At 41.9% G+C, this 14,401-nt stretch carries 12 protein-coding genes; 10 read left to right on the forward strand and 2 right to left on the reverse strand.

Features of this window, described 5'->3' with window-relative positions; translation table 11 throughout:
• The first annotated feature begins 80 nt into the window (after positions 1–80).
• The 4 genes from yihA to CHB62_RS10125 all read left to right on the forward strand — a co-directional run bounded on the left by yihA (position 81) and on the right by CHB62_RS10125 (position 3,838).
• The gene (yihA, locus tag CHB62_RS10110) at positions 81–680 is read left to right on the forward strand and encodes a ribosome biogenesis GTP-binding protein YihA/YsxC (RefSeq protein WP_009012188.1); all 600 of its coding nucleotides are present in this window, start codon (positions 81–83) and stop codon (positions 678–680) included.
• A 5-nt stretch (positions 681–685) separates the two neighbouring features.
• Complete coding sequence (locus CHB62_RS10115; protein ID WP_089366743.1) at positions 686–2,476, forward strand: ABC-F family ATP-binding cassette domain-containing protein; 1,791 nt, start codon at positions 686–688, stop codon at positions 2,474–2,476.
• A 247-nt stretch (positions 2,477–2,723) separates the two neighbouring features.
• The gene (locus CHB62_RS10120; RefSeq protein WP_089366763.1) at positions 2,724–3,290 is read left to right on the forward strand and encodes a DKNYY domain-containing protein; all 567 of its coding nucleotides are present in this window, start codon (positions 2,724–2,726) and stop codon (positions 3,288–3,290) included.
• Between the two features lie 8 nt (positions 3,291–3,298).
• Positions 3,299–3,838, forward strand: coding sequence for a beta-class carbonic anhydrase (locus CHB62_RS10125; protein WP_089366744.1), 540 nt, complete (start codon positions 3,299–3,301; stop codon positions 3,836–3,838).
• Between the two features lie 749 nt (positions 3,839–4,587).
• On the opposite strand, the gene CHB62_RS10130 is transcribed toward CHB62_RS10125, so the two are convergent.
• Both CHB62_RS10130 and CHB62_RS10135 read right to left on the reverse strand, forming a co-directional pair.
• Positions 4,588–5,844, reverse strand: coding sequence for a M56 family metallopeptidase (locus tag CHB62_RS10130; RefSeq protein WP_089366745.1), 1,257 nt, complete (start codon positions 5,842–5,844; stop codon positions 4,588–4,590).
• Between the two features lie 57 nt (positions 5,845–5,901).
• Positions 5,902–6,267, reverse strand: a complete 366-nt coding sequence (locus CHB62_RS10135) for a BlaI/MecI/CopY family transcriptional regulator (RefSeq protein WP_089366746.1) — start codon at positions 6,265–6,267, stop codon at positions 5,902–5,904.
• A 573-nt stretch (positions 6,268–6,840) separates the two neighbouring features.
• Between CHB62_RS10135 and CHB62_RS10140 the strand changes: the two genes are divergently transcribed.
• The 6 genes from CHB62_RS10140 (at position 6,841) to CHB62_RS10165 (ending at position 14,117) form a co-directional block, all read left to right on the forward strand.
• A complete protein-coding gene (locus CHB62_RS10140; protein WP_089366747.1) occupies positions 6,841–7,272 on the forward strand; it encodes a hypothetical protein in 432 nt (143 codons plus the stop codon).
• Between the two features lie 236 nt (positions 7,273–7,508).
• On the forward strand, positions 7,509–8,291 hold the full coding sequence (locus CHB62_RS10145; RefSeq protein WP_089366748.1) for an AAA family ATPase: 783 nt from the start codon (positions 7,509–7,511) through the stop codon (positions 8,289–8,291).
• Positions 8,285–9,157 (forward strand): DUF4435 domain-containing protein, encoded by an 873-nt coding sequence (locus CHB62_RS10150; protein WP_089366749.1) that lies wholly within the window; start codon positions 8,285–8,287, stop codon positions 9,155–9,157. The genes CHB62_RS10145 and CHB62_RS10150 overlap by 7 nt, the downstream gene beginning before the upstream one ends.
• Positions 9,158–9,196: 39 nt before the next feature.
• Positions 9,197–11,428, forward strand: coding sequence for a GH92 family glycosyl hydrolase (locus CHB62_RS10155; protein ID WP_089366750.1), 2,232 nt, complete (start codon positions 9,197–9,199; stop codon positions 11,426–11,428).
• 186 nt (positions 11,429–11,614) lie between these two features.
• Positions 11,615–12,232 (forward strand): hypothetical protein, encoded by a 618-nt coding sequence (locus CHB62_RS10160; protein WP_089366751.1) that lies wholly within the window; start codon positions 11,615–11,617, stop codon positions 12,230–12,232.
• A 466-nt stretch (positions 12,233–12,698) separates the two neighbouring features.
• Positions 12,699–14,117: a PepSY-associated TM helix domain-containing protein gene (locus tag CHB62_RS10165; protein WP_089366752.1), complete on the forward strand. Its 1,419-nt coding sequence runs from the start codon at positions 12,699–12,701 to the stop codon at positions 14,115–14,117.
• The last annotated feature ends 284 nt before the right edge of the window (positions 14,118–14,401 follow it).

Genomic DNA, 14,401 nt, shown 5'->3' on the forward strand with positions numbered 1-14,401 from the left:
CTATCAACTGACCATTCTTAGCTATTAACTTTTTAGTATCTTTGCAGAAAAGCTGTTTATAACACATACACATCATTAATATGATTATCAAGAATTCAGAATTCACTATATCTTCACCGTCATTGGCTAAGTGTCCTGAGGATTCAAAGGCAGAATATGCTTTTATTGGGCGTTCTAACGTGGGCAAATCAAGCCTCATCAATATGCTTTGCAACCATAAGGGATTAGCTAAGACATCAGCTAAACCAGGCAAGACCTTGCTTATCAACCACTTTATCATTAATAACGAGTGGTATTTAGTAGACCTCCCTGGCTATGGTTATGCCAAGAGTTCAAAGACAGTAAGGAACAAGTTAGAGCAGATGATAGCCCAGTATATCCTCCAACGCAAACAGTTAGTGAACGTATTTGTGCTGATTGACATACGCCATGAACAACAGAAGATCGACCGTGAGTTCGTCGATTGGCTCGGAGAGAGTAATGTTCCTTTCTCTATTATCTTCACAAAAGCAGACAAGCTATCGCCTGCGAAGGCTAAATCAAATGCTTTGCTATGGATGAAGAAGCTACAAGACAGATGGGAGGAACTACCCCCCTATTTCATTACGTCAGCTGAGAACAAGACAGGAAAGGAAGAAGTGTTAGATTATATAGACCGAATTAACAAGACATTAGAATAGAACTCATGGCACAGATACCCTATCTTGATGTCCAAAACCTAACGAAGAGTTTCGGAGCACAGGTTCTTTTTAAGGATATTTCATTCTCTATAGCAGAAGGACAGCACATTGGTCTCGTAGCTCAAAACGGCACTGGGAAGTCTACCCTACTCTCTATTCTTACTGGGAAAGAAGGTTATGACAGCGGATCTATCATCTATCGCAATGACTTACGTGTGGGGATGTTAGAACAAAGTCCGCATTTCGACCCAGAGGAGAGTGTGTTAGACGCCTGTTTCAACCATGAAGGCAACCCAGAAAGACTCTTAAAGGCAAAGCAGATACTCACGATGTTGAAGCTCTACGACTTAGATCAACCCATGGGACAACTAAGTGGTGGGCAACAGAAGCGTGTGGCCTTGGCAAATGTCCTTATACTCGAGCCAGATTTCCTCATACTTGACGAGCCTACTAACCACCTCGACTTAGAGATGATTGAATGGTTAGAAGGCTATCTATCTCGTGGTAATAAGACTATCTTCATGGTGACCCACGACCGTTATTTCCTTGATAATGTGTGTAACACGATATTAGAGTTAGACAACAACACCATCTACACCTATCGTGGTAATTACTCTTATTACTTAGAGAAACGTCAGGAGAGAATTGACAACACCCGTGCTGAGATTGCGCGTGCAAACAATCTCTACCGAACAGAGTTAGAGTGGATGCGCCGTATGCCACAGGCTCGTGGCCATAAAGCACGCTATCGTGAAGAGGCTTTCTATGAGTTAGAAGCAAAGGCAAAGCAGCGCATTGAGGAAAGACAAGTGCGTCTGAAGTCGTCAAGCGTATATATAGGTAGTAAGATATTCGAGTGCCAATACGTTTCAAAAAGGTTTGATGAGAAAGTCATTCTGAATGAGTTTTACTACAACTTCTCACGCTTTGAGAAGATGGGCATCGTCGGAAACAATGGCACGGGAAAGTCTACTTTCGTCAAGATGTTGCTCGGCGACGTCACTCCCGACAGTGGAAAGTTTGACATAGGGGAGACTGTTCGCTTCGGATACTTCTCCCAAGAGGGATTAAAGTTCCGTGAGGATCAGAAGGTTATCGACATCATCACGGATATAGCAGACTATATCGACCTTGGTGGAGGGAAGCACATGACAGCCTCTCAGTTCCTCAACTATTTCCTCTTCTCGCCTGAACAACAACACAACTATGTGTATAAGCTGTCGGGAGGAGAGAAGCGCAAGCTCTATCTCTGTACTGTCTTAATGAAGAACCCTAACTTCTTAGTACTCGACGAGCCTACCAACGACTTGGATATTCAGACCTTACAAATCCTTGAAGAGTACTTACAAGACTTCCCTGGCTGTGTTATCGTGGTTTCTCACGACCGCTATTTTATGGACAAGGTTGTCGACCATCTCTTAGTGTTCAAAGGTGATGGTGAGATACAAGACTTCCCTGGAAACTACACGCAATACCGTGATTACCAGAAGATGAAGTCTAAGGAAGAGGAACAGCAGAAACCAGCCAAGAGTAGCAACACCAGTGGTAACGATGCGAAGAAAGATTATCGTAACAACCAGAAGCGTAAGTTGTCCTTCAAAGAGAAACGTGAATACGAAGAGCTTACGGATAAGATTGCACAATTAGAAGAGGAGAAGCAACAGCTTGAAGAGGAACTTTGCTCTGGCAATCTGTCGGTGGATGAACTGACAGAAAAGAGTAAACGGCTCCCTATCTTGAAGGAGGAATTAGACGAATTAGAGCTTCGTTGGTTGGAATTAGCCGAACTGGCTTAACACATATAGCCCAGCCCTATCAGGCTACACCCCTCACTATCAAAGCGTTAACATCATCCGTTCCACTCAAGACATACGTGTGAGCGCATCTTCAAAAGTAAGTTTGCAAAGCGTCACCATCGGGACTTCCCACTCATAGAAAGGTGTTCCCCTAAACGCTTTTAGGGTTATTCCACGAGGAGAACAATATCTTCCTATTATCTTTGTGGCATAACAACTAAGATAATAACTAATAAAAAGAATGATTATGAAAACCAATTACTTCTATCGCCAACTGTGTTTAAGTTGCATAGTCCTCATGGCTACCTTCGCACTCAGTGCTTCTGCACAGTCTTCACGTCAGATACGTCCTTACTCATTCAATAAGAAAGGGGTGTTTTATGGTCGTCAACCTGTGATGGGAATAGACCCACGCACCTTCGTTGATCTTGGTTATGGGTATGCGAAAGATAGGTATAACGTCTATTTTGAAGGGCAGATTTTACCTTTTGTCGACCCACTGACGTTCCGCCTAAAAGTACCGGGTAGAGTCTACCCAGGCGACTATCCCGTTAATCCTAACGATGATTACGACCCCTACTACACTGAAGGCTACATTGTAACGTCTAATGCTGTTCTCTACAATGGGGAGAAGATTAGCGACAGCCCAAGCAGCTTCAAGGACTTAGGATGGGGTTATGGAAAGGACGCCTTCGATGTCTATTATATGGGTAAAAAGGTGAATGGCGCCAGCAGTAGCAGCTTCAAAGTACTCAAAGATGGCTATGCGGAGGACGCTTTCGACACCTATTATCGTGGAAGAGTAGTAAAATAAATATACTTATGATAGAACAGATACTTGCTTATAACAAAAGGTTTGTGGCCGTAAAAGGCTACGAACCTTTTATTACCTCTGGTCAACCAGACATGAAGTTGGCCATTGTTAGTTGCATGGATACCCGCCTGACCAAGCTACTCCCCAATGCGCTCGGTCTGAGGAATGGTGATGCAAAGATTATCAAGGTTGCTGGTGGAACCATTCTTACGCCATACGACGCTGTTATTCGTTCGCTCCTTGTTGCTATCTATGAGTTGGGTTGCCAAGAGATTATGATTATCCATCACTCTGGCTGTGGTGCTTGCCACATGAATGCGGCCCATTTCCTCCATCTGATGCACGACCGTGGCATAACAGACGAGGCTATTCAAGAGGCAAACAAGCATGTTAATCTCAACGAATACTTAGACGGCTTCCATGATACGGAGGCGAGTGTGCGACGTACGGTAGCTACTGTTCAGCAGCATCCTCTCATCCCGAAAGATATTGTCGTGCGTGGTTTCATCATCGACTCACGTACAGGAGAGCTGACACCTGTCGAATAGTTCGTTGCACAGATGACGTGGGTTTGTAGACTGACGGTCGTTGGGTGCGTTCGTCCCACTTATGGATAGCGACCCAACCCACCCTGTTCCGTTCATGCTCTGACAACATACTGCCTCTTTACACATGCCTCTCTGCTGTCCTGCTAAGCCTGACGCAGGTATAAGAACAAGGTAAGTAATAGGCTTCAACTGACGTTCCACAGGATGTGTCAGACATCCCACTTCATTCGTTGGACCAATCAGTAGACTTGCGAAAAATCATTACATAGCATCAAGCTAAACACCTTCAAAACAGGAGTATAACATCTCATACCTCCAAGCCTATAACCCACAACATATCAACGCATTACAGACAGCGTTGAAGAAGACGCCCTTCTTGCCTCAAGAAGGGCGTTTTCAATGTGCAAGAAGGGCATCTTCTTGAAGCAAGAAAGGCATCTTCTTGAACGTAGAAGGGCGTGTGTTTGGTTCAAGGGGAGCGAAAAATGTTGACATGGAAGATGAAAAAAGACCCCTCCCCCAGCCCCAGTGACCCCTCCCCCAGCCCCTCCCCGAAAGGGAGGGGAGCGCCTAACGGGACAAAGTTTGCCGTGATTTTATCGGTTATGAGTAAAGAAAAACAGACTTGTCACAGCCTTTAACGCTCGCAACACAAGCCATCAACACCTAACACTCATCACCCATCATCCACCAACACAAGCCATCAACACCCAACACTTAACACCTAACACCCTGCAACAAGCACCTTCTTACTTACTAAGCTTAAACTTGATTGGCAGCGTGTAATAGACAGCAACTGGCCTACCATCTTGCTTACCAGGGATCCACTTAGGCATAACAGAGACGATGCGCATGGCCTCTTTGTCAAGAGATGGGGAAGCACCGCGTATAATCTCAGCCTGTCTGACCCTACCATCAGCCGCAACGACGAACTTTATCATAACTGTTCCTTGCTGATGCTTCTGGCTTGCTTCTGCCGGATACTTGATATTCTGCGCCAACCACTGGTAGAGATTACCATTAAACTTTGGCATCTCTGATACCACAATATAGACTTTCTGATCGTTATCTGGGCTCTTTTGCTTCTGTAAAACACTTACTGGAGCAACCTTATTGTCCACAGTAACGTTTGTTACACTGCGTGCAATAGAGTCAATATTACTTACAATAAGTAACATGACAATCATTGGTACGTAAAGTACATACTTAACACGCATACTGCTGTTTGTCTTCTTCTTGTTCATCATTTTAATTCTTTTTTTAATTGGTAAAACATTGAAATTATTTGAAATCGTAGCTACATTCTTCCTATATGTTAGTCCGAGCAGATGGTACTGATACTCCTTATTATTCACACCATTGTCTAACACGCTCCTATCAGCAAGGTATTCGAGATTTAATCGCACCTCACGTTTCAGCAACCAGACGAAAGGATTAAACCAAAAGAGCATACAAAACAGTTCTGCACAGAGTATGTCTATGGAATGAAACTGCCTACAATGGGTCAGTTCGTGCGTCATAATCTCGTCTGTCTCAGCCTTTGAGTGCCGTTCAAGATGGATGAATATCCAATTAAAGAAGGAGAATGGCCCCTCATCATTGCGTAACAAGTAAACCTCAACACCATCAATATAAATAGTTTTACACCTGTTCTTCAACCTTATAATAGACGCAATCTGCCATAAAAGACGCAAGAACAAAACGCACACAACTATGCCATAGACAGCCCAAGCAAACTGTTCCCAATTGAAGAAGCCACCACTCTCTGATGTGACTGACACAACTGGCAGAACAACAGTAGCGTATTCGTTAGTGATGGAAACCATCTTGTCATTGCCACTTAGCCATGAAGAAAAATCTATCAGAGGCAGACATAACGCTATAAGAAAGCTGCTGTTAAGGACATGTCTGCGCCATGAAAGAAAGGTGTCAGTCGAGAACATCAACTTATAAAACGCATAAAACAACGCAAGAGCCATGTTGACTTTTAATAAATAGATTGCCATAATTGTCAATATTTTAGGTGATTGCTATACGAGGATAAAGGGGACTACGGTCTTAAACTATTCTTCCTTCCCTCTTTCTATCTCATCGATAATATCCTTCAAGTCGTCAGGAGAAATCTTATCCTCCTTTGCAAAGAATGAAACCATCTCTCGAAAGGAATTCTTAAAATACTTATCAACAAAACTGTGCATGAAGTCAGACTTATAATCCGACTGTTTTATCTTCGCTATAAAATGGTAGGTCAGTCCCTGCTGTTCGGCACCCACATACCCTTTACGCTTCAGATTGTTCATGATGGAAGCCACCGTTGTATAGGGAGGCTTAGGCTCTTGCAGTTGTGTCAACACCTCTTTGATTGTGCAACAACCCAACCGCCATACCTGCAACATCACGTCTTCTTCTTGTTTAGTTAGTTTCTCCATATTCACTCAACGCTTGTTTTATGCCGCAAAGCTACGAAACATTCGTAATAAAAACAACTTATTAGCGTTAAGAAAACCTAATATTTGCATTTTATTAATTGTTTATCAATCTAATACGAATATTTAGTAACGGGACAAAGACAAATATCTCACCTTCATTAAGGTGCTTTTCACCTACAAAACTGATAATTTTCAGGCTTCGAAAAGAAACATGCATGAATAGTTGGTTGCGTCTGTCTTTTCTGTAGAACGCCAATAAGGTAATTTCATAAAACCAAATTTGCTGTCATTACTGTCATACATCACGGCTATTTAACACCCTAACCTATAACAAGTTACACGAAGTGTTAAAAATGACAGCAACGTAAAATAAAAAATAATTAGTAATAATGTACCATCTATTCCACCGTATTTTCGTTGGTTTATCATCCACGACTTTCGCAAGAACCATGCCCTTAAAGTACGGACGTAGCGTTGTACTATCACGCTAAACAAGCGTTTTTATTCATAATCGTTTGCCTGTATGCACGTAAAAGCGTACTTTTGTAGTTACGAACAAAGAACCAAACGGAAATGACAAAATATCTATACACATTCTTAGCACTAACCGTCTTGATCTTTGCAGGATGTAACAAAGCAAAAGAAGAGCCTCAAAAAGAGGTTTATCACGGCGTAAGAACGATTCCTACCGAGATAGTTGACAAAGGCAACCAAGCTGTACAAAATGCCAACAAAAGGGATGCAGGCTTCGTTAGTAACCGTGTGAACGAGGTGACACTCACCAGCTCTTGCTTCGGAGCAGTCAATGCGAACAACCTCGACATACTCCCTCGTCCTAATGAGACAAGCCGCAAAGACTCAACTGTCATCGACCAACTAAACCAAGGAGAGGTATTCCTCTTACAACCTGGTACCAAGGGTATTATGCTGACCGATGCTGGTTCAAAACTATTAGTACGCTTCCAGATGGGCGAATTATGGATATGGAAGTCGGCTGTAAAATAAGTTAAGCAGTGTTAGCAAATGCCTTTTCGTGCGATTTGAACCAACACGTCAGAAATTAATCGTAGTTATTTGTTATTTTAGAAATTAAGCTATAACTTTGCAAAAGGATGTGATATGCAAACAGAAAGGTTAAGATAGCATCTTAATTTTGCGTATATCATCTCTCTGTAGTAGGATGCCTTAATGATAGTAGTAACTTAATCAAGGTAGTAACAGGTTTTTAATTTCAATTTGATATGCTTGAGAAATCATATATTTTGTCGTTCGTTTTGAACAATCTTTGGGGGAAGTACAATATTGAGTTGCGAGACTTAGACCCAAAGATGAATATCCTTGTTGGTATCAATGGCTGCGGCAAAACTACTCTTTTGGATGAGATCTATAACTACTACACGTCCTCTACGCAGAAACAAATGCATGGTCCATCTGCTCCTCACATCTATGCTTCACCAGACAGATTAGAGGGTAGCACCTTACTATATCTTAGGTCTTTAGATAATTACGCCCAGTTAGACAAGAGAAAGAAAGGTTCTGCACTTACACAAGCATTAGAATACGTGATTTATCAGAACAAAGAGGCATTCTCTTTCTTTAATTATAGAATGAGGATGATAGACTTTCCAAACGAAGCTGACATCATCAAAGGGCGCATCCAACGCTTCTTTGACATTATCGACAAGCTGTTTGCAGACACTAATAAGAAGATAGACATACAAGACAGTAGACTTGTCTTTCAGCAAGACGAAGACTTAGTAGAAGTAAATCAACTATCGTCTGGGGAAAAACAATTGCTACTAATACTCCTTAACGTATTCTTGCTAAAAGAAGAAAAAGCTGTTATCCTTATGGATGAACCAGAGATATCCTTGCATATCACGTGGCAATATCGTCTATTAGATATCCTAACGGAGTTAAACCCACAAGCACAATTCATCATCACAACCCATTCTCCGAGTATCTTTGGGGATGGATGGGGTGATAAAGTCATTTATTTTGATGATATAACAAGGAAATGCTAAATCCAAATATCTATAAGTCTCAAGCCGAGTATTGGAAGAATCTTCCAATTATAGACCGCTCCATTAAAGCCTGCGCCCACTTGGAAGATGAAGAAGATATCTTCTTCTGGGATACAATACTACAAAAGTGTGATGCTGGAAAATACCTTTATATACCTTACAGCAAGAGCAAAGAGGGGCATGACACACATGGATGTGAACAATGTCTAAAGTTCTTACCATTTCTTTCAGATACATTCTTTATTTGTATTGATAGCGATTATAGGTATTTACTTCAGCAACCTAATATCGACGCAAAGCACTATGTCTTACAAACATACACTTATTCCTGGGAGAACCACCTCTGTGAAAAAAGTTCATTGGAGGCTAACTGCAAGACTGTTGGCCTTATATCAGACTTTGATTTCTCCTTTTTTCTCTCTGAGCTATCTCATATCTTATACAAACCCTTACTCATTTTGCTCCACTCAAAGCAGCATGATGACAAAGAGATAACCGACAAAGAGTTTAATGGTTGTCTACCCAAACAATGCCATAGGAAGGAGTTAGAAGATAGCGGGAAACAACTATTAGCCAATATCTCAGGACGCTTTACAGAGTTAATAGATAAACATAAGCCTTATATAGAGGAACTTAATCTCGATAACGAAAGTAAGAGATATGAACAGTTAGGCCTAACTGAAGATAATGCCTATCTACATATTAGAGGACATAACCTCTTTGATTTACTCGGATATATTGGTAAACTGCTATGTCGAGAACAAGAGTTGCATTTCAAAGATGATATTCTCAAAAGAGGTTTTAAGACTGAGAACTATTGGGAAATATTGCACATCATTAGTGATGTCAAGTCATTAGGACTATAAGCTATTTATGGTTTACAATAAAACTCCATCATTCTTATTATGAAGAAACAAACTTATATTCTATTATCTATTCTACTATTTATAACAGCCAGGCATGCTTTTGCGTTGCAAAACCCTGTCGACTACGTTAATCCTTTAGTTGGATCGGCCTCAAAGTCAGAGCTTTCTACAGGCAACACCTATCCTGCCATCGCCTTACCATGGGGTATGAACTTCTGGACACCACAGACAGGAAAGATGGGAGATGGGTGGACTTACACCTACGGAGCCGATAAGATACGTGGTATCAAGCAGACTCACCAACCCAGCCCATGGATTAATGACTACGGACAGTTCGCTGTCATGCCCGTTGTGGGTAAAAAGGTGTTTAACGAGGAAGGACGTGCAAGCTGGTTCTCCCACAAGGCAGAGACAGCAACACCCTATTATTATAAGGTGTATCTGGCTGACCATGATGTCACAGCAGAGATTAGTCCTACCAGTCGGGCTGCTTCTATGCGCATCACCTACCCACAGACAGAAGCAGCCTACTTTGTTGTTGACGCCTTTGACAAGGGTTCTTCTGTGACGATTATGCCTGATAAGCGTACGATCGTGGGCTATACAACGAAGAATAGCGGAGGTGTACCAGATGGTTTCAAGAACTATTTCGTACTTCGTTTCGACCATGACTTCACCTACATTGGCTGTGTTGAAGATGGGAAACTGTCTGATGGAAAGACCGTCTCTACCTGCAATCACGCTATGGCCGTAGTGGGGTTCCACACGAAACGAGGCGAACAAGTGAATGTACAGGTAGCCTCATCGTTTATTAGTAACGAACAAGCACTGCGTAATCTTAAGGAAGTTGAGGGTAAGACTTTTGACGAGGTGAAGGCAGAAGGTAGAAAGGAATGGAACAACATATTAGGACGTATCGAAGTGGAAGACAACAATATCGACCATCTTCGCACGTTTTATAGTTGCCTCTATCGCTCCGTATTGTTCCCACGCACGTTCTATGAGCTTGACGAACAGGGTAATCCTATCCATTATAGTCCTTATAATGGCAAAGTACTATCAGGTTATCTCTTTACTGACACAGGTTTCTGGGACACCTTCCGTTCGCTCTTTCCATTGCTCAACCTTGTCTATCCATCAATAAATGAGAAGATGCAAGCAGGCTTAGTCAATGCCTATAAGGAGAGTGGATTCCTTCCAGAGTGGGCAAGTCCGGGGCATCGGGATTGTATGGTGGGCAACAACTCGGCCTCGGTCGTAGCTGATGCTTACATCAAAGGACTGCGAGGTTATGACATAGAGACCCTTTGGAAAGCTGTCACTCATGGTGCGAATGCCGTACATCCAAGCGTTAGTTCGACTGGACGCAAAGGCTTTGACTATTACAACCGCTTAGGTTATGTACCTTATAACGTGGGAATTAACGAGAGCGTTGCCCGTACTTTAGAGTATGCTTACGATGATTGGTGCATCTATCAGTTAGGATTAAAACTCGGAAAGAGTGCTAAGGAACTCAAACCCTACAACCTTCGTGCAATGAACTATCAGAAGGTTTTCGACAAGGAGACAGGACTGATGCGTGGACGTAACGAGGATGGCAGTTTTCAAACGCCATTTAATCCTTTCAAATGGGGCGATGCCTTCACGGAGGGAAATAGCTGGCATTACACATGGAGTGTGTTTCATGACCCTGCAGGACTGGCACGGCTGATGGGAGGATACGACAAGTTTAATGCAATGTTGGATAGTGTCTTCCAACTTCCACCTCTCTTTGACGATAGCTATTACGGCTTCACCATTCACGAAATACGTGAGATGCAAATCATGAATATGGGTAATTACGCACATGGAAACCAACCTATCCAACACATGATTTACCTCTATGACTACAGCGGACAGCCATGGAAGGCACAATATTGGGTGCGTGAGGTGATGGACCGACTCTATTCTGCACAGTCTGATGGCTATTGTGGCGATGAAGATAACGGTCAGACGTCGGCTTGGTATGTCTTCTCTGCCCTCGGCTTCTACCCTGTTTGTCCCGGTAGCACACAATACATGATTGGTTCGCCTTACTTCCACGTGGCTAAGGTACACCTTGAGAACGGTAAGACCATCACTCTCCGTGCAGATAAAAACGACAAAGACAACCGTTTCATACAGCATATAACAATGAACGGACAGCCTTATCCACATTATTATCTTGAACATGAGCAACTGATATCAGGTCCTGAAATAGATTTCACTATGGGCGATAAACCTGTGAAATAGAAAGTTATCTTATTCCTTTAGCATCCAACTAACAGATTTCATACCTATTTGAAGAAATCTGTTAATTGGATATCATTCTGTCAGCTAAATCTATAAAATCACTTAAAAAGGCACTGGTTCATCAACAATATTATAATTTGTTTGCGTATATTTGTATCATATTAATCCAAAAATGAGTATATAACAATGAGAAAAATCTTTTCTTCTAAACACGCTTTGTGCGCTGGTTTAGTATTAGGTGGACTGTTTACATTTTCCAGTTCATACGCAACAAACAACGACGCAAATAAGGACAATCATCAAGTAGCAGCCACACCAACCAACAACACACGGATTGTTGGAACGTGGGAACTGACCAATAAGGATAGTTATGCTATCGTGCGTAATCCAAGAACACACAAGGAATATAAGGTGGGGTTCATAATCGACAGATATGATGACTATAAGTTTCTCCCAGTAGACTTCAAGACTGGTGAGCGTGTTGACCTTCGCTCGCTCGTTGGACATGATGATGACGACCTCGATGATGAGTTGCATCGCTTCGACTTCTACCGTAATGGGACCATGAGTGTTATAGAGAGAGAGGACAATGGCAGGTGGAAACGTGACGACGACGCAGGAGTGTATGGTTTTCGCCGTGATGGATTCTTTATGAAGATAGATGGTAAGACACGCAAGAACCTTCAAGTCAGATTTATTAACAACAATGAGTTCGAACTGACCCAGACCAAGTTTAATGACAACGACCTTCGGAGAATAGTCGTTAAGAAGGTGATGAGATATGTTCGTGTGACGAGAAAATAAGGCAAGATAGTCCCAGTCTATAACACATATCCCCCAGTTAACAGTTGCTTAACCTTGTGTGAAGCCTTGTTGATTGGGATTTTTAATTATGTATTGAGGCAAGGTTTCTTACCTTAAACCGCCCTATCAAAGACGGAAAAGACAAAGAGGAAGAAAGCAGCAAACTATTACAACCAAATGAGAAGACCGTCTCCAAGGAATTATTTTCATGAACATAAATATTTCTTTTCACGACAATAAATATTTTTTTTCATGAAAAGAAATTAGGCAAACTGATAGGGTTTATATTCAATTGATACGTAAGCTAAATACTTCTGGTAAGTTATAACACTCATTTACACGCCCCTCTGTAGACATATAAACAAAGAAATGTGATCGAGAAAGGCTTAAATTACAATATTTTTATGTAAGTTTGTACATCATTTTAGAACTGAGTAAAAAAACAACATATCACGAACAACAAAATATGAAACGTAAAACATGGCGCAAACACCATAAATGGGTTGGAATTGTCGTTACATTTTTCTTGGTAATGTTCTGCCTTTCTGGTATTGTACTCAACCATCGTCAACTCTTTGCAGATATCAATGTAAGCCGTGGGATACTACCCGGTCAATACGAATTCAGCCAATGGAACAACGGATTACTACGTGGAACATTACGTTACAAAGATAATAAAAACCATGAAAAGGTGTTCATATATGGTGCTGCAGGCATCATCCAGACTGACACAACGGCTACGAACTTTACAGAATACAACCAAGGACTGCCTACGGGTGCGGACTATCGACAGATGCGAGGAATGGCTAAGACTCCAAAGAATGACCTCTTTGCGGTTAGCGTCATCAACCTATATAAACTGGGAAAGAACGCATCTTGGCAAACAGTCGACCTCCCAAAGCAAGAAGATGACGAACTTCTGACCGACATAACGACACATGGTGATACGCTCATCGTACTTTCGCGCTCTCATCTCTACTATGCTACAGCTCCTTATAAGAAATTTACTTGTCTCACACTACAGGCTGCTGAGGGTAATGAAGGGAAGGTGTCATTGTTCCGTCAAATATGGCTTTTGCATAGCGGTGCACTGTTTGGGACAATAGGAAAACTCATCGTCGATGGGATTGGACTTGTCTTAATCATCCTTTGCGTAACGGGTATATGGTATTGGATTCGCCATAAAACAACATCAATGGTCGTTTGGCATACAAAGATAGGGCATTACACCTTCGCCCTGACACTGTTTATCGCAATAACAGGATGGGCTTTACGTCCTCCACTCATGATTCTCCTTGCCACAAACAGTACGAAGCCATTGCCTGGGACAACCTTAGACAATGATAATCCTTGGAATGACAAACTGAGAATGATACGTTATGATGAGCAAGTTCATGACTGGCTTATCTCAACGTCAGAAGGTTTCTATTCTCTTAGAAACCTCTCGTCAAAGCCAACACCAATCACCACAGCGCCCCCAGTGAGTGTTATGGGACAGAATGTCTGGCAATATGCAAGTAACAAAGCATGGATTGTAGGCTCCTTCGATGGCCTATTTTATTGGGATAGAAAGAGTAATGCAGTGCTTTACTACAACGATGCTATGGTCTCTACTCCAGGTATACCGGGTACAGCTCCAGACGAACAGACAATCTCTGGCTATAGTTCTGACTTCACAAACAAGGAATGTATAGCCACCTATTTCCAAGGTTCTTCATTCGCAAAACAGCCAGACGCACTAAAAAACAAGCCCATGTCGCTCTGGAGTCTTGCCTTAGAGGTCCACACCGGCCGTATCTATGCGGGTGCATTAGGTTCCTTCCTCTTCATCTTCGTTATAGGCCTCTTCATCATCTTCACCCTTGTGTCTGGTAAGAAGGCGTAGGTGGGAATAATCAGATGAGATCTCATTGCATTGTAATTAAGAATAATTGCAATGCAATGAATGTCTTATATCATTTATAAATAGCACTACAAATCTCCACTGAACCTCAATAATACTATCTCTATCTGACAAAGTTTATTCTCTTAATCATAGGTAATAAAAAATGTAAAATATGCTTGTTTTTTAGAAAAATTAATAATAACTTTGTCACTATAAAACGAAAAAAGAGCGAGTTGCCCCGCCCTGTTTGTTTTCACAACGGAATAATCCTTATTGTGACTTGC

The organism is Prevotella jejuni (assembly GCF_900187995.1).
Taxonomy (GTDB): domain Bacteria; phylum Bacteroidota; class Bacteroidia; order Bacteroidales; family Bacteroidaceae; genus Prevotella; species Prevotella jejuni.